The sequence below is a fragment of the Candidatus Tisiphia endosymbiont of Piscicola geometra genome, from assembly GCF_964026415.1.
Taxonomy (GTDB): Bacteria; Pseudomonadota; Alphaproteobacteria; order Rickettsiales; family Rickettsiaceae; genus Tisiphia.
The window spans coordinates 587297-609979 of sequence record NZ_OZ032144.1 but is presented as its reverse complement, the minus strand read 5'-3'; the positions used below and the strand labels follow the sequence as shown (position 1 = coordinate 609979).

Annotated in this window: 22 protein-coding genes; 13 read left to right on the top strand and 9 right to left on the bottom strand. The window is 30.9% G+C overall.

Features of this window, described 5'->3' with window-relative positions; all coding sequences use genetic code 11:
• Positions 1-44 precede the first annotated feature (44 nt).
• The 10 genes from AAGD26_RS02815 to AAGD26_RS02765 all read left to right on the top strand — a co-directional run bounded on the left by AAGD26_RS02815 (position 45) and on the right by AAGD26_RS02765 (position 9966).
• The gene (locus AAGD26_RS02815) at positions 45-1067 is read left to right on the top strand and encodes an SAM-dependent methyltransferase (RefSeq protein ID WP_341752144.1); all 1023 of its coding nucleotides are present in this window, start codon (positions 45-47) and stop codon (positions 1065-1067) included.
• Positions 1068-1074: 7 nt separating this feature from the next.
• Positions 1075-1830 (top strand): VacJ family lipoprotein, encoded by a 756-nt coding sequence (locus tag AAGD26_RS02810; protein ID WP_341752143.1) that lies wholly within the window; start codon positions 1075-1077, stop codon positions 1828-1830.
• 12 nt (positions 1831-1842) lie between these two features.
• Positions 1843-2424, top strand: a complete 582-nt coding sequence (locus AAGD26_RS02805) for a phospholipid-binding protein MlaC (RefSeq protein ID WP_341752142.1) — start codon at positions 1843-1845, stop codon at positions 2422-2424.
• 57 nt (positions 2425-2481) lie between these two features.
• Entirely contained in the window at positions 2482-3468 is a 987-nt protein-coding gene (locus AAGD26_RS02800; protein WP_341752141.1) for a ribose-phosphate diphosphokinase, read from the top strand.
• Between the two features lie 14 nt (positions 3469-3482).
• Positions 3483-4583, top strand: coding sequence for an alanine racemase (locus tag AAGD26_RS02795; RefSeq protein WP_341752140.1), 1101 nt, complete (start codon positions 3483-3485; stop codon positions 4581-4583).
• On the top strand, positions 4573-5352 hold the full coding sequence (locus AAGD26_RS02790; protein ID WP_341752139.1) for an ABC transporter permease: 780 nt from the start codon (positions 4573-4575) through the stop codon (positions 5350-5352). The genes AAGD26_RS02795 and AAGD26_RS02790 overlap by 11 nt, the downstream gene beginning before the upstream one ends.
• A 16-nt stretch (positions 5353-5368) precedes the next feature.
• Complete coding sequence (locus AAGD26_RS02785; protein ID WP_341752138.1) at positions 5369-6127, top strand: ABC transporter ATP-binding protein; 759 nt, start codon at positions 5369-5371, stop codon at positions 6125-6127.
• Between the two features lie 388 nt (positions 6128-6515).
• Complete coding sequence (locus AAGD26_RS02780) at positions 6516-7457, top strand: transposase (RefSeq protein ID WP_341752137.1); 942 nt, start codon at positions 6516-6518, stop codon at positions 7455-7457.
• A gap of 374 nt (positions 7458-7831) precedes the next feature.
• Positions 7832-8869 (top strand): IS630 family transposase, encoded by a 1038-nt coding sequence (locus AAGD26_RS02770; RefSeq protein WP_341751946.1) that lies wholly within the window; start codon positions 7832-7834, stop codon positions 8867-8869.
• A 119-nt stretch (positions 8870-8988) separates the two neighbouring features.
• On the top strand, positions 8989-9966 hold the full coding sequence (locus AAGD26_RS02765; RefSeq protein WP_341752136.1) for an Rpn family recombination-promoting nuclease/putative transposase: 978 nt from the start codon (positions 8989-8991) through the stop codon (positions 9964-9966).
• Here the strand turns inward: AAGD26_RS02765 and AAGD26_RS02760 are convergent.
• Both AAGD26_RS02760 and AAGD26_RS02755 read right to left on the bottom strand, forming a co-directional pair.
• Entirely contained in the window at positions 9955-11682 is a 1728-nt protein-coding gene (locus AAGD26_RS02760) for an aminopeptidase P family protein (protein ID WP_341752135.1), read from the bottom strand. The two genes, AAGD26_RS02765 and AAGD26_RS02760, sit on opposite strands and share 12 nt — an antisense overlap.
• A gap of 24 nt (positions 11683-11706) precedes the next feature.
• Entirely contained in the window at positions 11707-12375 is a 669-nt protein-coding gene (locus AAGD26_RS02755; protein ID WP_341752134.1) for a helix-turn-helix transcriptional regulator, read from the bottom strand.
• A 385-nt stretch (positions 12376-12760) separates the two neighbouring features.
• Here AAGD26_RS02755 and AAGD26_RS02750 point away from each other — a divergent pair, with 385 nt between their 5' ends.
• Entirely contained in the window at positions 12761-12988 is a 228-nt protein-coding gene (locus AAGD26_RS02750; RefSeq protein ID WP_341747284.1) for a hypothetical protein, read from the top strand.
• A 38-nt stretch (positions 12989-13026) separates the two neighbouring features.
• Here the strand turns inward: AAGD26_RS02750 and AAGD26_RS02745 are convergent, their stop codons facing one another.
• The 7 genes from AAGD26_RS02745 to AAGD26_RS02715 all read right to left on the bottom strand — a co-directional run bounded on the left by AAGD26_RS02745 (position 13027) and on the right by AAGD26_RS02715 (position 20042).
• A complete protein-coding gene (locus AAGD26_RS02745; RefSeq protein WP_341752133.1) occupies positions 13027-13962 on the bottom strand; it encodes a lipid A biosynthesis lauroyl acyltransferase in 936 nt (311 codons plus the stop codon).
• Positions 13946-14908 (bottom strand): tetraacyldisaccharide 4'-kinase, encoded by a 963-nt coding sequence (gene lpxK, locus AAGD26_RS02740; protein WP_341752132.1) that lies wholly within the window; start codon positions 14906-14908, stop codon positions 13946-13948. Before lpxK ends, AAGD26_RS02745 begins: the two co-directional genes overlap by 17 nt.
• A gap of 4 nt (positions 14909-14912) precedes the next feature.
• The gene (locus tag AAGD26_RS02735) at positions 14913-15230 is read right to left on the bottom strand and encodes a DMT family transporter (protein WP_341752131.1); all 318 of its coding nucleotides are present in this window, start codon (positions 15228-15230) and stop codon (positions 14913-14915) included.
• Positions 15231-15234: 4 nt separating this feature from the next.
• On the bottom strand, positions 15235-16254 hold the full coding sequence (locus AAGD26_RS02730; protein ID WP_341752130.1) for an RP853 family protein: 1020 nt from the start codon (positions 16252-16254) through the stop codon (positions 15235-15237).
• Between the two features lie 14 nt (positions 16255-16268).
• Positions 16269-17759, bottom strand: a complete 1491-nt coding sequence (locus AAGD26_RS02725; RefSeq protein ID WP_341752129.1) for a hypothetical protein — start codon at positions 17757-17759, stop codon at positions 16269-16271.
• 66 nt (positions 17760-17825) lie between these two features.
• Positions 17826-18467 carry a hypothetical protein gene (locus tag AAGD26_RS02720; protein ID WP_341752128.1) on the bottom strand — a complete coding sequence of 214 codons (642 nt, stop codon included), beginning with the start codon at positions 18465-18467 and terminating at the stop codon, positions 17826-17828.
• A gap of 3 nt (positions 18468-18470) precedes the next feature.
• Positions 18471-20042 carry a hypothetical protein gene (locus AAGD26_RS02715; RefSeq protein WP_341752127.1) on the bottom strand — a complete coding sequence of 524 codons (1572 nt, stop codon included), beginning with the start codon at positions 20040-20042 and terminating at the stop codon, positions 18471-18473.
• 415 nt (positions 20043-20457) lie between these two features.
• Here AAGD26_RS02715 and AAGD26_RS02710 point away from each other — a divergent pair, with 415 nt between their 5' ends.
• Positions 20458-21150: a hypothetical protein gene (locus AAGD26_RS02710; RefSeq protein WP_341752126.1), complete on the top strand. Its 693-nt coding sequence runs from the start codon at positions 20458-20460 to the stop codon at positions 21148-21150.
• Between the two features lie 316 nt (positions 21151-21466).
• Entirely contained in the window at positions 21467-22666 is a 1200-nt protein-coding gene (locus tag AAGD26_RS02705) for a pyridoxal phosphate-dependent aminotransferase (protein WP_341752125.1), read from the top strand.
• Positions 22667-22683 lie beyond the last annotated feature (17 nt).

Sequence of the window (22683 nt, the reverse complement as noted above, 5' to 3'; positions counted from 1 at the left end):
CATATGATGAATATATGTTTAAAAAATCAAATTTATAGCAATTTATGTTCGGCAGCAAAATTATTCGTAACAGTTACGGCTCAATAAAAGACAAAATAAAATTATACTATAATTATAGTAAGAATTTCCCATCTTGGTATAGGGAGAAAATCTTTACATCTATCAATTATTTTGTCGATGTAAAATATAAGGTAACACACTTAAAAGAAACTAATTTTAATCTTGGTATAGAACATTTGTATAAAAATAACTTAAATGACGCTATACTAAGGCTTAAATTGGTTGATAAAATTTTTTCTCCTAACGACCATCAAGCTAATTATTGGCTTGGTTGGACATATTTCTTAAAAAATAACTATGAAAAAGCTTTGTATCATCTACAAAGAGCTTTTGAAGCTGATCAAATAAAGTTAGCGTCTTTTCTACAAAATTATAATAATTTGTCAGAGATTCCACCGCAAATTTGGCATCAATATAAAAATCTTACCGCTGAATATTATGGCAATAAATTTCGTAGTAATAATAAACTATACCTACCTTACAGTTTTGTAAGTACAACTATGAATAACATAACAGACTTACCTGATAATTACCATATTTTGGAGTTAGGTAGTAATATAGGCTTAGTGGGTTATGAAGTGACAAAGCGTTTTCCTGATGGCTTTACTTTTACCGGTGTTGAAAATTCAGAAATTATGAATAAGCTTGTTACCGTATATGGCAATATTTATGATCAGTTATTAGAAATTTCAATATCGGATTTTATTAAACACGACTCTAATAAATATGATGTAGTAATGAGTTTTAACTCTCTTTCTTTTACTAAGAACCTATTAGATTACTTTAATTCTATTTATTCTATAGTTAATGCATTAGGATATTTTGCATTTTGTTTACCAATAGATAATGTCACAAACCTTTCATTAAAGAGAAAAGAATTTATTTTTACTATAGCAGATATTAAGAAAGCTTTAGGTCAAACTAAGTTTACCATATTAAATAGTGAAGAATTAGCTCTAGAAAAAAATGATAAATACTATATGGTGATTTGTAAGAAAAACCATTAATGAAGCCATGAAGCAATTTATATTACTGTTGTTAATTAATTTTTCTAGTATAATTGCAATAGCGAGTACTCAAAATACTCAAGATGATGAAGATTTTAGGTATGTTTATAATGAAGGTAAGGGGTGTGTTCAAGTCTATGACCCTTATGAGAAACTAAATCGTAAAATTTTTGCCTTTAATTCTGTTTTAGACTATCTATTCTTACGCCCTATTAGTATAGGCTATAAACGAATTAGTAATAATTATACTAGGGTTAGAGTGAATAGTTTTCTAGATAATATTAGTATGCCTTTGACTGTTGTCAATTATGGCTTACAAATGAATTATGATCAAACTATGAAGAGTCTGTGGAGATTTTTAATCAATGCTACGTTTGGTATAGGTGGGTTATTTGATGTAGCAGATAAAATTGGATTGAGAGTTACCAAACAAACTTTGGGCAGCACTTTTGCCCACTATGGAGTTGGTCCTGGACCATATTTAGTCATACCATTTTTTGGTAGTACTAATGTAAGAGATAGTACAGATGCTATATTTACAAATAGTTACTTAAATCCTATAATGTACCCGGTACATAGAGATTTTGAAATCATAGTTTCTAGTGTACAAGTTATACATACTAGGTTAGGATTATTACCATTTACTGACTATATAGGATGTAGTTCTACTGACCCTTACATAGCTGTAAGATCAGCTACGCATCAAAATCGTGAATCGGTAATTGTCTATCCTAATCAATTTAAATGCCCTAAACCTAATTAAGAGTAGTTATTTATGAAAAAAATTATTGTTTGCTTAATTTTAAGTTGTCTATCTTTGTCAGCCTATTCTGCTACTGATGACAAAATGGCGGTTGATAATTATGTTAATCAACTAATAAGAGCTGGGCTAGATGTATGTAATGATGAGAGTTTAGATCAAGATGCCAAAATAGCTAAAACTAAAAAGCTAATTTTAGCTAACTTAGATCTGAATTGGATGGCTAAATTCACCCTTGGTGTTTATAGAAGAACTCTAACTCCTGAACAAATTAAACAATTCACAGAAGTTTACAGTAATTATGTAAGCAAGGCCTATGCTGATTTAGTAAAGAATTACCATGGTCAAGAACCTAAAGTTCAACAAGTGCGTGTTCTTGATGAAAGAGAGTTTATGGTAGAAATGTTAATAGGAACTGCTAAAGTAAATTACTTAGTACGTCAAGTAAAGGGTACAAGCGATAAAACTAATTTAAAAGTCTCAGATGTTATTACAGAAGGTGTTAGTCTTATCAATTCTCAACAGTCAGAGTTCATGAATATTCTCAGTAATAGTGGTTTTGATAAGTTAATAGATGAATTGGGAAAGAGGTCATAAAACCTACGAAGATTGATATACTACTCGTAAATGAAGAGTTAATAATTTTTTCTGCTATTGAATAAAAATATTTTTCATAAAACACTTAGTGCAAATTATAATTATTATATACTACAAAAACTTAAACCAATTATTATAATTAGCATGAAAATTCTTGCAGGTCTTAGTCATAAAAAATTAGCTAGATATTTAGCTGAGGAACTAAATTGTGAATATGTGGAAACTTATATTACAGCTTTCGATGATACTGAAACAAGGGTACAAATCCTTGAAGATATGCATAAGTGTGATGTTGTTATAGTACAATCTACTTCTAGACCAGCCAATAACCACTTGATGGAACTTTTATTATTAGTTGATACGGTAAAAAGAGCAGGAGCTTCACAAGTAACTGCGGTTATACCGTATTTTGGTTACAGCCGCCAAGATCGTAGATCTTGTAGTTTTACTCCAGTATCGAGCCGTCTTGTAGCGAGTATGTTGGAAGTTGCTGGTGTTAATCATGTAATAACTGTCGATTTGCATTCACAGCAATTAGAGGGTTTTTTTAAAATTCCAATACAAAATCTTGATCCAATAAGTTTATTTGCTCCGATTATTGAAACTTATAATAATTCTATTATTGTATCTCCAGATGTTGGTGGTTTTGTACGTGTACGTGATGTGAATAGGCTTCTTAACATGAATATAGCTGTTATTAATAAAAGTAGAGAGGTCAAGAGGTCTACTGATAAATGCCAAATGTCAGAAATAATAGGTAACGTTTCCGGCAAGCATTGTGTATTAATTGATGATATTGTTGATAGTGGCGAAACCCTGTGTAAGGGAGCTAAGCTATTAATGGAAGTAGGAGCTTTATCTGTCAATGCTTTTATAACTCACCCAGTGCTTTCTAGCATGTCCAAAGAAAATATTCAGAATTCTGATATAATGAACGTATATATAACTGATACAATAGAAACTACTGATTTACCATCTAAGTTCCATGTAATATCAGTTGCTCCAATTATTATAGCAGCATTACAAAAATCTACAAAATCATGAGAATTTAAGACTTTATGCATACTGATAGATGTACACTTGAAATAGACTTAGCAAAAATTCGTGCTAATTATCGTATTATTTCTAAAATTTGTAAAACTTCAGAGATTGCCTCCGTGGTAAAGGCTAACAGCTATGGACTTGGTGCTGATGCTATCGCACCAGCCTTACAGATGGAGAATTGTCAGAGTTTTTTTGTAACCTCAGTTGATGAAGGAATATCATTACGTAAAGTATTGGGGCAAAAATCTAATATTTTTGTGTTTAATGGTGTATTTAGCAATGATGTTGAGGAATTTAGAAATAGTAATTTAATTCCTGTGCTTAATAGTTTAAAACAAGTTGAAATTTGGCAAGAGTTTGCTTCTCTTAAAAAAGAAGTATTACCTTGTACAATCCATGTTGATACTGGTATGAATCGCTTAGGAATGATTGACACAGAAATGCAACATATAATAGACAAACCTGATCTATTAGTTGGTCTTGAATTGCAGTATATTATAAGTCATTTATCTGCATCTGAAATAGTTGATGATCCTTATAATTTACAACAATTAAAAAAGTTTAAGCATTATTTAAAATATTTCCCAAAAGTCAAAGCTAGTCTAGCTAACTCTAGTAGTATATTTCTAGGGAAAGAATATCATTTTGACTTAATACGCCCTGGTGCTGCATTGTATGGTATTAATCCTTTGGGTAATACATTTAAAAATCCAATGCATAATCCGATAAGACTGACTGCTCCAATAATACAATTGCAAGAATTACCACCGGAAAGTTACATTGGTTACAATATGACCTTTAAAACAAATAGTAATAGGCTAATTGCTACCTTGCCCCTTGGTTATGCTGATGGCTATCCCCGAGCTTTTAGTAATTGTGGGGTAGTAGTTATTGATTCCCATTCAGCTCCTGTAGTTGGCAGGGTATCAATGGATTCAATTACTGTTGATGTTACTGAACTACCACCAAACAAAATTTTTCTAGGACAACAAGCTGAAATTATAGGGAATTATTGTACTTTAGATAAAATAGCGAATATAATAAATACCATTGGTTATGAAATTCTCACTCTACTAGGTAGCAGATATAAGAGAGTATACAAAAATGATTCTTGATACCGTTAATTTATTAGGTAAACATACTATTGGTTTTGCAAGGACTATAGGGGCTTTTTCTCTATTTACTATTGCGGGAGTCACTAGTATTTTTAAAAAACCTTTATACTACAACTTAGTGTTAAAGCAGTTATTGTCTATAGGTTTTTATTCCCTACCAGTTGTAGCTATGACTACCTTTTTTTCCGGTGCTGTGCTGGCATTACAAAGTTATACAGGTTTTTCTCGTTTCTCGGCTGAAAGTTCAATAGCTACGGTGGTAGTCCTTTCAATAACTAGAGAGCTTGGACCAGTTCTTGCTGGTCTTATGGTTGCTGGTAGGGTTGGTGCATCAATTGCTGCTGAAATAGCTACTATGAGGGTGACTGAACAAATAGATGCACTTTATACTTTGTCAACTGATCCCATAAAATATTTAGTTTTTCCAAGAGTACTAGCCGCAGTTATTACATTACCATGTTTAGTATTAATAGGTGATATATTAGGAGTAATGGGTGGTTATTTGGTAAGTGTTTATAAGCTTGATTTTAATAGTTTTAATTATATAACGAATAGCTTTAAGTTTTTAGAACCAATAGATGTCATTTCTGGTTTGGTAAAAGCAGCAGTGTTTGGTTTTATTATCTCAATAGTAAGTTGTTATAGTGGTTATTATTCAGGTACAGGAGCAAAAGGAGTTGGGACGAGTACAACTTCCGCGGTAGTAAATTCTTCAGTTCTTATTCTAATCAGTAATTACTTGATAACAGAGTTGTTTTTTAAAGTATAAGACTCGAGAATAGATTATGGATGAATCAAAAATAAAAATACGTTCATTATATAAATCTTTCGGCGATCATAAGGTACTTGATGGTATAGACTTAGATATAAAACGGAATAGTTCAATAGTAATTCTTGGGGGATCAGGAACTGGTAAATCAGTGTTAATAAAGACTATAATTGGTTTAATTCAGCCTGATGAGGGTAGTATAGTTATTGATGAAGTGGAAACTGTAAATATTTCAAGTAAAGATAGATTTAAAATGATGGAAACCATGGGGTTTCTATTTCAGGGGGGAGCTCTTTTTGATTCTTTAACTATTCAAGATAATATTACATTCTTTACTGAAAAACTGTATAAATTATCTCCAAAAAATAAAGAAGAGTTAGCTGCATCTAAACTTAATTCTGTAGGTTTGTCTAAAAAAATACTGGGTCTTTATCCATCTGAGCTTTCCGGAGGTATGCAAAAGCGAGTATCTTTAGCTAGGGCTATTTGTGGCGATCCGTTGATTCTTTTCCTTGATGAACCAACTACCGGTCTTGACCCTATAATGGCTAATGTCATCAATGAATTAATAATTAAAGTTCAAGAAGAGCTAAAGGCTACTACCATCACCATAACTCATGATATGAATAGTGCTTATATGATAGCTAAAGAGGTTGCTATGATTTATAAAGGGAAGATTTTATGGTTTGGTAAAAAAGATGAAATAAAAAATAGTGATAATCCTTACTTGCAACAGTTTGTTAATGGTTTAACTACTGGACCAATTGAGATTTAGTATGGTGTATTCAATAATAGAAAGTCAACTAAATCTACAAAATTAAATAACAACCTCCATAGAACCTAATGAGTTTCTTAACCAAGTTTTTTGAAAATTGAAAAAATGTTATAATTATTTCAATTTTAGGTATATTTTTTAATTGGCTAGCTAATGTATAAGTTGTAAAATATGTCTTTTAAGTAGCTTCTTGGTATACTGCTCGTAAATAGACCTTATATCTTAAGAATGTGTTATAAGTAATTAAAGAGGGTGACTTGAATAGACCTTGACTAAAATAGTCGCTAAGAGAATAAGTACCCTCTTTTTGGTAGTTTAGCTTGAACAAATTGCAGAAGGTGGTCTTAAAAAGAGCAGCCTTGCACCATAAGAAGAAGGAGATTATATCATGAATAAAATAATAGGTCTAGACGTAAGTAAAAACTGGCTTGATATATGTGTATATAATACAAGAGATAAACCTAAATATCATCGTTTTGCCAATGATGCAACTGGTCATGAAGAGATGATTAAATTAGCAAAAGAGCAAGAGATTAAGCTAATAATATGTGAACCTACTGGAGGATACGAAGCTGAGATTTGTCAAAAGCTGGATAATAATAACCAACAAATACATAAGGTCAATACATATAGTTTTAATTCTTTTAGTAAATCGGTGAATTTGTGTAAAACTGATAGGAAGGATGCATTTAAATTAGCATATTATGCGGATAAGATGCAGCTTTCAGCGAATTATATATATCAAGTTGAATCAGAGGCTTTGAAGAGATGTCAGCAAAGACGAGAAGATTTAGTATTAATGCTTAGCAATGAAAAGAAAAGACTACATCATAGCATTGATGGTATTGATAAAGAGAGTATAGAAAAACACATTAAATTTTTACAAAATGAAATAGCTGAGCTTGATAAAAAGTTAAACAAAACAATAGATGAGTCAGAAGAGTTAAAAGAGAAGGTAAAAATATTAGAGACTGTACCTGGTATTGGTAAATGTTTAGGTACAAAACTAATTAGTTTTGTACCTGAATTAGGAGATAAAAATTATAGTAGCAATGAATTGTCATCAATTGTTGGTATAGCTCCATATGCTCGTGATAGTGGTAATAAGCAAGGACGAAGATTTATTCGAGGAGGCAGGAAAATACCTAGAGATGCTTTATACATGGCAGTATTAGCTGGTAAGAATGGTTTCCAATATTTAAAAATTTTATATGATAGGCTTGTTAATAATTTTAAACCTAAGAAAGTTGCGATAGTTGCTTGTATGCGTAAGTTACTTGAAGTGTGCCATAAACTTATTCAACAAAAACGTGTTTTTGTTATTAAATAATATTTATCTATTTTTATAAAATTTAGATAAAAGATAATTGCTCTTTCGAAAGTCGCTTGTGCTGAGGGATTTGAAGGAGACGCGGAACGCAGAACCGCAGCGTACTCTAATGTACGTGAGGATTCGAGTACTGCATCGACGTACAAATCACCAGCAGAAGTAGAGTTTCGAAAGAAGTCTAATGAAGAGTTGGTAGACGATAGTATAACTTCAAGAAGAGCTAGACAGTAGCAAAGTCGAGCAGCGTAGCGTACATGAGTAACGGAGCAGCTTCGATCTTTAGACATGCGACGCCAATTCTTGAAGTTCTACCTGAGTATACTGCTCGTAAATGAAGAGTTGAAGGAAGAGAAGAAAGAAGCTAGAATATGATAATGGGAAATATTTTAACATCTGAACAAAGAACGGTACTGAAGTCAAGTCATGGTAATGAACGAGATAGGAGAGTATGTGACCGAATTAAGGCAGTTTTGCTGTATGATAAAGGTTGGAGCTATGGAGAAATAGCAGAAGCATTGCTGTTAAGTGAAGAAGCTATAAGAAAGCATGTAAGAGATTATCAAAAATTTAATAAATTAGAGACAGCTACCGGTGTTAGTGCAAGTAAGCTAAGTGAGCTAGAAGAGAAAGAGTTAATAGAGCATTTAGAAATATGTAATTATGTTTATGCCAAAGATATCAGCAATTACATAGAAGAAAAATACGGTGTTACCTATACAATAGCAGGAGTAACAAAACTATTAATCAGATTAGGCTTTGTATATAAGAAGCCAAAGATCGTACCCGGCAAGCTTGATATAGATAAGCAAGAACTATTTAAGCTAGAATATAGTTTGTTAAAAGGTACTCTCAAGGCTAAAGAAGCTATATATTTTATGGATAGCGTTCATCCTCAGTATCAAACAAAAGCCCGTTATGGTTGGATCAGAAAGAATCAAAATAAAACTTTACCAACATTTAGTGGCTGGAAAAGGAAGCATTTAATAGGAGCAATTAATTTATCTGATTTGCAATTAGTTAGCACAGATAATCCTAAAGTAAACGGTGATTATATAATCAATTTTCTACAAAAATTAGAAGCAGAAAATCCTAATAAAGAGAAGATATATTTGATTTGTTATAATGCTGGGTATCATAAGTCAAAGAAAGTAAAGGAGTATCTAGTAAATAGCAAAATAGAATTAGTATTTTTACCTTCCTATAGCCCTAATCTTAATCCGATTGAACGATTATGGAAATTTATGCATAGAATTGTAACAAATAATAAATTTTACCATAATTTTGCTCAATTCTCAGAAGCTATAGATAGATTTTTTGCTAATATTGATAAATACAAAGGTAATTTGATTACTCTTATAACTGACCAATTTCAGACTATAACTTTTAATCATTTTGCCAACTCTTCAGGTTAATTGAGTATATACAAGCATTATTTATCGATAGCTTAAAAAAATTATCGTATATTACTTAGTGCTTGAGAATTTTTTTGCTATACTACCAATGAGTATCATATATATTTAAGTTATTTATTATGGCTATTTCCCGTTTTCTTGATCCAAAAAATGATTTTTGCTTTAAGCAAATCTTTGGTACAGAGAAAAATAAAGATATATTAATTCACTTCCTTAATGATATTTTGGGATATCAGGGAAAAGATCAAATTATTGAGGTTAGTTTTCTTAAAACCATACAAGACCCTGCTATTGCAGCATATCGGCAATCTATAGTAGATGTTTTGTGTAAAGACCAAAATGGCACGCAAGTAATTGTTGAAATGCAGGTTGGCGAACATAAGGGATTTGAGAAAAGAGCTCAATTTTATGCGGCTAAAGCCTATTCACAGCAAATACTTAAAGAAGATGAAAATCATAAAAAATTAGCAGTATATGCTAAGCTTAAAGGAGTGATATTTTTGGCTATTGCTGATTTTATCATGTTTCCTGACAAGAAAGATTGGAAATCAACCCATAGATTGTTAGATTCCAAAAGTTATGAGCATGATCTTAAGGATTTTTACTTCATCTTTGCTGAACTAAAAAAATTCCATAAAACCATTGATCAGTTAGAGAATATTGAAGAAAAATGGATGTATTTCTTTAAACATGCCCATCATAGTACTTTAGTAGAAATGGAGCATTTAATTGGTCACGATATTATCATTAAAAGAGCTTTCCAAGCAATAGATCAAGCCTCTTGGACGGAAGAAGAGTTAAATACCTATGATCATATAACCAAAACTCAACTAGATAATCTAGCAGTAGAGCAGTTCAAAATCGAACAAGCTGAAAAAGCTGCTGAAACTAGAGGTGAAGCTAGAGGCGAGGCTAGAGGTGAAGCTAGAGGTGAAGCTAGAGGCGAGGCTAGAGGTGAAGCTAGAGGCGAGGCTAGAGGCGAAAAGAAAAAAGCTATAGATATAGCTAAAATTTTACTTAAAGAAAATATGACGTCTGAGTATATAGCCAAGATTACCGGTTTGAGTATTGAAGAAATCAACAAGCTAGAAAAGTAATTGATTACTTAACCATTTCTGTCCTCTAATTGAAAGTAGAGGATAAACTTGTTGTTTAATTTTTTGATAGTATTGTTTTATATAATTTATCTCATCTGCGTTTAGTATTCTGCGATCTATTAAATCTTTTGCATAAGGAACAAGGGTGAGAGTATCAAACTCTAGATAATTTTCATCCTGTGAAGCATTTTTGACATACATCAGATTTTCTATTCTAATACCAAATTCGTTTGTTTTATAATAACCTGGCTCGTTGGATACAATCATACTAGGTTCTAGAATAATGTTACTGCGTAAACTAATATTTTGTGGTCCTTCATGAACACTTAAGAAGCTACCAACACCATGACCTGTACCATGTGGGTAATCTTGTCCATCTCTCCATAAAAACTGCCTAGCTAGCACATCTAAATTACCTCCAGTAATAAGATTAACTGGAAACTTAATCATCGACAAAGCAATATGCCCCTTAAGAACTTGAGTGTAACGTAATTTTTGTTCTTTGTTAGGATACCCACCTATAGCAAAAGTCCTAGTTACATCAGTAGTACAACCGTTATATTGACCACCAGAATCAATTAATAATATGCCTTTACCTAAGATTTTCTTTGCCCCTGTGCTTGTTGCTCGGTAATGAATTATAGCACTATTTTCCTTAAAGCCACATATAGTCGGGAAGCTATCCATAACATATTGATCTTGCTTAAATCTAAACTCTGTTAATATTGCTCCTAAATCATATTCAGTTTGATCTTGCAAATTTGGTAGTTCGAATAAATATGCAAAGAATTCGCATAGTGCCACCGCATCCTTAATATGGGAATTAATTGCATGGTTAATTTCAATATCGTTTTTACGGGCTTTAGCTAATTGACAAGGATCATTTATTTTTTCTATTATCTTAGTGCTTAGCAAATCTATGATATAATTGGAAGTGAAGTTTTCGTCAATTAGGACTTTATTAGCTTGACTCAATATATCAGCAAATTGTGCAGAAGGTAAGATAGTTACATGAGGACGAGCAAGTATAATATCTTGGTCCACCCTATTTGGATTAGTAAATAAATATAGTTGGTCCTTAGTGATTAGGACTATAGCAAGCATCAATGGTGAATATGGAATATCACTTGCTCTGAGATTTAATAACCAGCATATTGAATCTGCTGCAGTAACAATCATGGTATCTGCAGAATATTTAGTGAGTAGATTACGACACATGGTAATTTTATCACTATACGATTGACCAGCAAACTTATCATCATAAATATATATTTTTGATGATGGCTCAGCTGGTCTATTACGCCAAATTTGATCTACTAAATTATTAGATACTTTATGTAAACGAGGCTTTATTTTAGAAAATATTTTTAACTTAACATTAGTGAAAAGTTTCGCATCATATCCTAATATACCATCATTACCTAAATAATCATCCCAAGGAAAATAGGGTAAATCTTTAATATCAAAAATCTCAAAAATTTTTGGATCTAGTTCACGCTTACTTTGTTCTAGATAACGACCATCTGTGAAAAATATAACATTATTTTTGCAGATCACCACAATACCATTTGACCCACTAAAGTTAGTCATATATTGCAGTCGTTTAGCACTTTCATGAACATACTCGCTAAGATATTGATCATTAGACGGTACTATATAGGCATCTATTTTATACTTAGCGAAAAGACCCCTAATATTGCTAATACGTTCTTGCATTAAATTATCATCGAAAGAGATTTATTACCCTCTACTCCTATTAGGCGATTTCTTAATTAAAGAACTCACATGGCTGGGAGCAACATTATCTGTGGTCAGAGCTTTAGGTGATATATCACCCATAGATTTCCCAATCAGTTGAGCGGCTTTTAGAACTTCAGGACTTAAGTTTTTTAAGCTGTTATCTAATGGTTTTGCTAGCTGTTGCTCTTTTTCAAGCTGCGAAGTTCTACCTACCATTACATCAGTAGAGCAGTCCAAATGATCAGCAAGAGCTATAACTGCTCCAGTACTTAGCATTTTTTGTTTATTATCATCTTCTCTTAAAAAAGCTCGAAAGCCGTCTGGACTACCACTAACTTCCAGTCCTAATTCGTATTGAGTCATTTGCTTTTTATTCATCTTGTCGGTGATAAAACTCTTCAAATTATCACTTAATTCTTCTAGAGATAGTTGAGCATATTGTTGCTTTTCGCCAGAGACAAATTTCTGTCTGCCGAACATTTCATCCATAGAGCAGTCCAAATAATTTGCAAGTTTGATTATGTTTTTTATTTCAGGACGTCGATTACTCAACATCCCTCTCATAGTAGTTATAGGAATGCCCGCAAGTCCAGCAAGATCACTAGCCTTCAGTTGTTTTTCTTCCATTTTATTCCGAAGGAATTCTTTTAGATTTTCAAACCAGCCCATTGTAAATATTTTTTTATAAAATTGATCCGTGAAAAACGGTTTTTTCTTGACAACAAAAAATTGTCACAGTAAAGTTGTTTATCTTACTAAATGAACCAAGGAATTATTTAGTAAGATAAACTTTAAAAACTAAAACTATTCAGTACATAAATTCAACTACTACAAATATAGGTAAGTTGAATAAAAACGAAATAATACTAAATTGTTAGTTAAGCACAAAACCTCAATCATAAAAGGAAATGCCTTATGAATATATACAATATTTGCTCAGTAATCAAATTTATTCTTGCTTATTTAGCAACTTTCTTTTTAAAAATGCAACCTCAACTACCCTATCTAATAATGAATAGGAATATTTTACCTACAATCATAGTAAGAGGGTTTTATGCAAAATGATTTTAATGATAAAGATCTAAAACAACTATATAGCAAGATTATGACTATATCAGGTTACATAGTTGCCATGAGATCAGAGTGTATAAGAGAAGCTAAAAAAACTGAAGATGCTCTAAAAATCCTAATCAAGCGTACATATGACATTAGAGGTGGGCTTTGGATATGTTTGATTACTATATGGTTTTTAGCCATACTTTTTTTGCAAAAAAACTTTTAGCCAGTACTTATTAAATTTACATTTTCGGCTACATGTTATTATTTGCAGATTTTGTCATTTGGGGCATAGTTATTCTTCTTCCATCTATTATGAAACCAAAACCATTGGCCTGGATTTTCTTTAACCCAATTACCTAAAATTTGGTTAATGGTAAACATTATATTATAACAATCTGTTTTACTATTATTAGTTTTTTGTAATTGTATTGGTGGATGGATAATAGCTTTAAAATAACTGTTATTACTATTAGTGCGAACCACTTGTAATGGTATAATCGGGTAGCCGAATTGTAAGGCAATTTTAGCAATTGCGTGAGCAGTCATGGCCGGTCGGTCTAAAAATGGTACTTCAATGCCATTATTCATTTTTTGATCTACAAGCATGCCAATTGCGTATCCTGATTTGATTGCAGATAGGAGATCTCTTGCACCCTTTTCTCCTTTTGGAATTAGCTTTATATCACTAGTTTTACGCCTATCATTAATCAGCTTATCAATATAAGGATTATTTAATTTACGATAGATAATAGCAAATTTAGGATAAAATTTATTTATAATTTTAAGTGCAAAATCCCAATTAGCAAAATGCCCCGTAAATAATAAGAAAGGTTGCTGTGATTTCTGAAATTCTATTATATTATCAAGTCCGATTATTTCTACCCTTCTAGATAATTCTTCCTCTGACATATTATTAACATATGGAAATTCTCCTATAAAACTGCTAAAATTATCCCATACTTGATCAATGGTTACTTGAGTCTCCATGCTTAGACCATTTGTCTGATTCTTGCCAAGAATATTTTGAATATTTTCTTTTGCAATTTTATTGACTGGCAATAGAGGACCTATTTTCCTTGCTATATACCGACAAATTTGTACAGATTTGTCGATACCAAATGTTCCTAATATCTTTAGTACTATTAAAACGAAAAAATACTCAAGCAAATACTTAATATTTTTAAAGAATTTTTTCATATATTAAATCTGCTAATAATTTTTGATTATTTAGTAATAAATGTACATCACAACATATTACTGACAAGTCAGTATCACATATTTTTACGTAATCTTTTCTAGTTGTGATTAGAAGAGAATTAGATTTTTCTGATTGTTCTTTTAAATAGTCTAAATCTTCTTCACGATATTGATGATGGTCCGGAAAAATTTTATTACCTACTAACTGCAATCCATAATTTTCTAATGTAGAAAAAAACCGTTTAGGATTACCTATACCACTAAAGGCAAAATATCTCTTTGTTTTATCTATGTCTATAGTTGGAACTATTTGGGCTTGAAAAAAGGGAAGCTCTCTATATAAGAAAGAAGGAGCAACATTACTCGAACCGACAAGAATAACTATATCCGTTTTTTCAATAGCTTGTTTAGGATACTCACGCAAAGGACCGGCTGGAATTAACAATTCGTTGCCAAATAACCTGTCAGCATCAACTGACAGAATAACAATATCCTTATAAAAATTAGGATTCTGCATTGCATCATCTACTATAATCACCTTTGGCTTAATTCTCTGTATAAAAGGCAGTATATATTGAATTTTTTTACTAGCTATGACTTTACCATATTTTAATAGCATTACTGCTTCATCTCCGACATCTAGTGCTGTATGATGTGGTTCAACTAACAACGCCGTTTGCAGTTTACTGCCATAACCTTTAGTAATAATTATAAAATCAATATTAATAGCCTTCAACATTTTCGCAAGGAAGATCACTATTTGAGTTTTACCAGTACCTCCAATGCTTATATTACCGACACAAATTACTTTACAAGGAAATATTATAGGGCGTGCAATTATTTTTCTTAAATAACTAGCAAAAAGATATAACCAACTTAGTGGTAATAATAAATATGCTATAATGTTCTTGGTGTGCCAAAATTTAGGATAAATAAGCCTGATCATAAGTTTAAGACAACTTAAGCCCTATCATAGAAATTATCATAGTCGTAATAAAGAAAACTCGCATGGCAGAGTATGGCTCGTTAAAACACACCATCCCTGCTATTACTGTTCCTACAGCTCCGATACCAGTCCATATAAGATAAGCAGTACCAAGAGGAAGCTTATCTAGAGTTTTACTTAGACAAACAAAACTCAATATAGAAAAAATAATAAAAGCTATAATGGGTTTTACTTTGGTAAAACCCTCTGACAACTTCAGCGATATAGAGAAACCTACCTCAAATAATCCTGCAAATATAAGGAGAATCCAAGTTACTAGCATATTGTTACCTTTGTTTAATTTGTCCTGAAGATTTGCTATTTTTGTTATTTTGTAAAGACTTTTTACTAGGTAAGTTAACCGATACCTGATCTTTTATTATATTTAATTTGTTAGATTTTAGATTGACTACCGACTTTATTTGACTATCTAATTTTTGCATGGATACATTATGCTCTACTACTCGCTGTTGAGACAAGAATTCCTTATTATTTTTCCATAAATTAGTTTTTAGAGCGGTAATTTTTCCTTCTTGCACACTCATGGATTTATCCTGACTCAGAATTACCCCGCCAATTTTTTCGCCGATTTTGGGAGCATATTCTATTGCTAGAATAGAAGCTGGTACTACCATAAAAGCAAATGTGGCACCAGCTGTTGCAACACTGATAGCCCCAACTGCTAGAACAGAAATAGCAGTTATAATTTTACTAGTTGCTTGTTTAAATATTTCAATTTTCTTATTATGTTTTACTGCAACATTTACTATTCTATTAATTTCTAATCTAGCATTAGTGCTGACTTCCTTTGGGTTTTGATATTTTTTTACCGCATGCATTACCGTTGTACAAAATATTTCTGGTTCAAGCTGTATAAAATTTGTTAATTCATAACTATTCCTTGCTGCCAGTAAATCTTTTAACACTTGTTTTATTACTTTTCTCTCTTCAGAATTTGCCTTACCAAAATTTGTACTTATTAGTGTATCAATTATTATATCTTCTGATTTGTTTAGAATATTATCTCCATCTTGATATTCATCAGGAGAGATTGCTACCGAAAATAACATTAAAACTGTTGAAAAACTATCATCCGTAATAACTTTCTGACCGAGAAAAATTCTTAATTTACCAATACAATTACTTATATGGACATCAATCTCAGGTGTTGATTTAAGTCTAATTTCGTAATCAATAGCTATTATATTAGCAAGTGTTAAACATGCATGTTTTGTTATATTATTAAATAACTCTTCACTTATTCTTTTTTTACATATAGAAATGTTTATACTGCTAAAGATGTTCATTAGTCTTTGGCTCTTTATTTTTTAACATGAGAGTGTTTTTTTACAAATGAAGCTATCGTATCCTCAAAAGAAATAAATTTTTTATTTAGCAAGTCAATTTGCTTAGTTTTTTCGTCTTCTGTTAAGAAAGAATATTTAATACTATTAGACACTATTTCTTTTAGCTTATCATAAGATGGTTTATAGCGAGTGACAAATTTTAAATATTCATCTGTTAAATTATTACGTGACACCCCTGGCTCATCAGTAGAAATTGCAATTGGTACTCCATACCGCATATAAAGTCTCACTGGATGATCATCACCTTGTACTCCTAGTAACGCTTCATTACTAGTCAAATTAATTTCTACAAGTATATTTTTGTTTAATAATGTACTTATTAATTGGTAGGGGTTAGATTCGTGCATAATATCGACACCATGTCCTATACGGTTTGCCTCTGCCACATTAACCGCATCATTAATATGATAACTCAATTCTTCAGGAGTAACTTGACCTAAAGTAAGCTCTCCCGCGTGCAGCGACAATTTTACATTAGGAAATCTTTGTTTTAAGAAACGAAACATTTTCATATGCAACTTATAATCACGTAAAGCAATAGGATGAGCCTCATTACCAACAATGTTAACTCCAACAAATTTGCTATTATTTTTGACCATTAAAAACGCTGAATATAATCCAGAAAATATCAGCGATGGGTTGTTGAAACGTACTACATATGGTTGAAATCGCATACTAAAATCATCATCATCAATATCTTGGGAGTTAGATACGATTTCACGTAAATTTTGCGCGATTTCATTTTGTATAATGCTATCTTTATCTAAAACATCAACAGCCTGACTTAAAACACTATTGATAGTGGCATCATCTGTATTACTTGTTAGTTGATTAACCTTATCAAGTGCAGGATTGTCACTAATTGGGGCTAAGAACAATATAGTTTCAATATATTGGATATTTTCTGATTTAGCTCTTACCTTTAATAAGGTCAAACTACTTTTGACATCAACTGCTTCTATTGGACCTACATATCCAAAAACATTAAAGAAATGTTTTAATCCATCTTCTTGAGTACAGTTATGATCGTAAAAGAATCTACCATATGACCAGCGACTTAAAAGAGCGGTATATAGATCATAATTATCTTGGAGAGCAGTAATACTAAGGCATGTTTTATTTAGTTTATTTGGTTTATTTTTTTGTGCGTGATAGCTATTTTTATCTATACAAAAACCAGCCTTATTAATTATATCTAAATAATTTTCGGCATATATAGCTCCACTAAAATGATGATGAAGCTCCCCTCCTTTGGGTAATAAACTTAAAAACATATTAAGCTCTGCCATATCGTTACTGGATATCAATTTATGGTAATATTGACTAGTAGCGATATAATCTTTTGTTTCTTTTGATGAGGAGTTACTAGCCATCGTCACTTCTGCAATAAAAATAATATTTAAAATAATGATAACTCTTACTAACTTTTTTACAACAATATTCATATACTTCTCTAAGATTTATTAATAATTTTGTTATAAACAATATACGATAACTACTTGAGATTACAATTACTTATTTGCCGTTATTTCTCTTATACGCATGTTAAGTTTTGTAAATATCATATCAGGTGTTCTTTCTGTTGATAGTTTATAAACAACCTTAGGTTCTAATACATCTTCTTTCTTTATGTATATAGATAGTACAATAGTATTCTCCGGCATACAAGAGTAGATTTCTCTTATAATTGTCAAGAAAGTTGCAAAATCTTTAGTGGCAAATCTTATGTAAACATCATAATTCTTTATCCTTATAGTATCCTGCTTTGTTCCCACCATTGGGTTAATACCACTTAAGAATTCTTGTTTAATTGATATAGTAATAGGCTCATTTAAGTTGTATTTTTTTGAGAAACTATCAATTGTTGTTATTAACCTTGCTCGTTCTAAACAATTTTGTCTAGCAGAAATAGATAATAGTTTTGAATATCTTGCATAAGTTTCTAGTATTTTATGTTTGGAATTTATTATAGAATACAACTTTAACGTTTCTTGAGCTAGAGATTCTTCTATATTTTGATTCTTGGCAATTGATTCCATATAATCTTTATTAATACTTTGCAGCAACCATAAAATAGTAGAAATACACAGACAACACATAATAAACTTAAAGAATATAACATTTTTTAGATGAACAATAAAATTTTTAAGCATCTCTTATCCTTTTTTCTTAGTAATAATAACCTCAGCAGGTATTACTACTCTATTAGGTAACTCTAATATTTGATCAGTAAATATCGTAAAATTAATATCCATATTGCTAAATATTTTACTAAAATTTGCAATTTCTTGTTTTAAGAGCTGAGTAGCATCTTCAACTAGTATATCACTAACGATAAATTTTAATAATATCTCGATTTTTATATACTGATTAGATGATAATAACGTATTATCTAGATCCGACCTTTGCCATTTAATCTCCTCTAGGTGCAGATTAGGTGGTAAAGTTGTTAAAAACTTTTCTAACGGGTCAAATGGCGTTGGTACGGGGATTTGCAATAATGCTTCAAATACGTATAAATCAGCTAAATTAGTGGTATTTTGAATATATGGATAGGCTTGCTTAACATTATAATAATCTTGTTCAGCACTAAAATAGTGTGAATTTAAAAGATCCAATTTTCTGTAATTTGCTACGGTTTTAATTTTGATAGCACATGCAGCAAATATCAATACTATTATTATAGTGATAAATGGTTTGAAAATTAAAGAACTGATAATGTTGAGTTTAGCTATGGATTCTAAATATTTGTTAGAGGCTAGAAAGCTTTTTTGTTCATTAAATAACTTGACAACCATTGCATCTGAAAATTTGCTATTATCACATAATGCACTGCTAGACTTACATATTACTGGATGTTCACCAAAACTGGATTGTTCTAATAACAACTTTAGACTTTGGTCTACTATAAGAATTATACAAACTTTAAGGGTTAAACTATCAATATAGCTTTTACAAGATATCAAACAATCTTCCACTTCTTGTTCAATTATACCTTGAATATATAAGTCTGACTTATCAGCTGGATAATCAAATGTTTGAATTGAGATTATATTACCTTGATGTTTAACAACAAGTTTAATACCGTTTGTACTTAAAATACATACAAAAATTTGTAAATATTCACTATACTTATTATTTTCAACATTTTTTACAATTTTATCTATAATTGGTTTCCATTCCAAAGCTAAAAAATAAATCCCACCAAACTTTTGCCTCTTACTTGCCAAAAGATTCTCAAGTAACTTACTTAAAGGTGGGGTATAAGGAGTAGATACCAGCAAGGTATTCCACACCTCACTATATTTGGTATTGATGTTATAGACATTGTAAGCAACTATATCATCTATAGAAAAATACTCCTCTATAAACTTTTCTACAGGATTGGTTTTTACTATTGAATGTAGTACAGGTACTATATCATGGCGTACTTCACATGCAGAACCGTTTAATAAGAAGAAAACGTAATAGTTTTTGAATTTACCAAAAAATTCTTTATAGGAGTCTAAATTATCTTGGTTTTCAGCAGGAACAAATAAAGTATCCACAACTTTATCGTGTATTAAAGCACAAAGAAATGTACCTTTATCGCCTATTAAAATAATAATATTTCTTTTATATAAAAAATATACAACCAATTTATGTAGTTTTTTTAGTAAAACTTGTAGTTTAGGTAGTTTGGGTATGTTAATCATGTAACTAATACTTAGACTTAAATATTTAAACATAGACTATTATAACAGCAATTATCTTTCCACTAAGCGGATTTGGTATTTTTTTATGATTTATCTATAAAAAATACTAAATCCTATTGAATAATTATAATATTATCCGTTTCAAACGGATAATGGCTATGTGAATGATATTAGGTGCAAAACCTTAAATTACTATTATTTTAAAATAAATTTTTGTTTTTGTAATATTTTGTTGAACATTCTTAAATAATAAATATACTCTCCTTGAGTTAGGTTATTATAACGAATTATAAAGGACGATAACCTAATAAAATTCTAATGATCTTAATAATTGAAAAATGAGCATACAAAATATAGATACAGCTATATTAGGTAAGAATAGTATATTTTGTAGTATTACAAAATCAATTATTAGTAATATGTTGAACTAATTGAGGATTATATTATTATGTCTAAACAACAAAATTATTGGTTTACAAAACAGGATGTAGAGAATGCTTTGGTGATACTTAAAGCTGTGCAAGCAAAAAACATTAAAGCTATATACAAAATAATAGGTTTACCTAGTGCAATACAAGAGAAACTTACTGGTAAAACTAGTATAGACGCTGAAAAGATATTGACTACACAATTCCCAAAGTTAAAAAAGAGTTATGCTAAAGATGAAAAAGAAATACCACATATAGACCTAAAGTCTCAAAAACTCAAACTAAACGAATTATGCACAAAATTAGCTACAAAAAAACAAGCATTAGAACAAGTAAAAAAATGTCTAGATTTGATTCATGCCATTAATGATCCAAATGTATCTATTAAACAAATACTTAATATGAGCGACGTATCTTATCGTATAATAGACGAACTGAATTTAGACAATAAGTATACAACTATACCTACAGTTGTAAATGAATTGAATAACTTATTGTCTACATTTGAAAATGATTCTGATTATGCATCTGATCTTAGTAGATCAACTAGCGAAGAACAACACACAGTGAAGTATCTAAGTGATAGAATCAATTCTCACCAAAGTGGATCACAGCTACCAAAGCTAGTAATGAATGAACTTAATCTAAAAATGCAAAATTTCCACACAAATGATGACGTTAACGCAGCAGGAGAACATCTTGATATGCATTAAACTATAACCATGGACAGGTTAGTTGCAGTAATGGGATAAAATCAATGTCATTCCCGCTTACACGGTAATGACATCTTTTCTTCTCTTCATAATGTTTAAACTACCATGGCGGTTATATACTAAAAAAGTTGTTATTGCAGTAGACACCACACCCCAAATTCTCTATAATACTGCTATCTTCAAGAATTTTACAATATTAAGAGCCTAAATTATACCCCAAATTTGAGATTGCTAAGTTTTAATAACTCTTGATTTGCAAGTAATGTAGAGTCAGTATAATCAATTGAAGAGGTGAATTTAATAAAGAGAGTTTAGTATGAATAAATTGTTGAATATAATTCACCCCCATCCTTCTAAAGACATATCAGATAAAATTGGGGGCAAGGAGAGTTATATCAATATGACAGTAGGCAATCCAAATTTCAACCTTCCTGAAAAACTTTTGAATAGTTTAAAGGCTACAATAGAAAGCAATGATAGTACCCTTAATAAATATGCAGATTCAAGAGGATTTTACCCTTTACGTACCGCTATTGCAGAAAGATACAAGATAAAATACAACATTAAGCTGCAACCAAATAACCAAATACTTGTTACTAACGGTTGTGCTGAAGCTATTTGGTTAACAATCTTTACTGCAACTAACATAGGAGATGAGGTAATAATTCCTGATCCATGTTATATGCTTTATGAACCTATTGTTATTTCATTAGGACGTTTACCTGTAAGAAGTGTTACTTCACATCTTAATAGATTTGAATTAGATGTTGACGATATTTTAAAGTGCATAACTCCTAAAACCAAATTAATCATCATTAATACTCCGTGTAATCCAACGGGTACAGTTTATACTTTAGAAACATTAAAAAAATTGTACCAAATTATAGTAGAAAAAAATATTTATCTTATGCAAGATGAAGTTTTTGATGATTTTATCTTTACAGGACAATCTCATATACCAATAATTAAATTTTGTGATAACATGCATAATTTAATTATTGTAAACAGCTTTTCAAAAAGACTAGGCATTACTGGTTGGAGAGTAGGATGGCTAGTTGCATCAGAGAAGTTTACTGCACAAGCACTAAAGGCTCATACTTATAATTGTTTGGCTGTCAACACATTGATACAAACAGCACTAGCTGAGGTAATGAATGATCAAGAGGTCATAAATACGACCAAAAGTAATGTATCACTGTTAGAGAAAAAACTAACTCGCTTTTTCTCTTCACTGCAAAAAATTGATGGTTTTGAGCTTGATAAAGCTCCAAATTCAGGTATGTATTTATTTCCTAACATTAGTACCTTATACAAAAAAATCCCTAATAGCTATCAGAATAATTCTGTAAGTGAATCTGTTGCTAATTTTATTTTAGATAAAACTCGTGTTGCGGTTGTCCCTGGGACAGCCTTTGGTAAAGCCGGAGAGAATCATATAAGAATATCTATAACTGGCTCAGAAGAAAGTTTATTGGAAGTCATAGAAAGGCTTAATACGCAATTACAGTATGTCTAATTTTTAAGGATTATTAC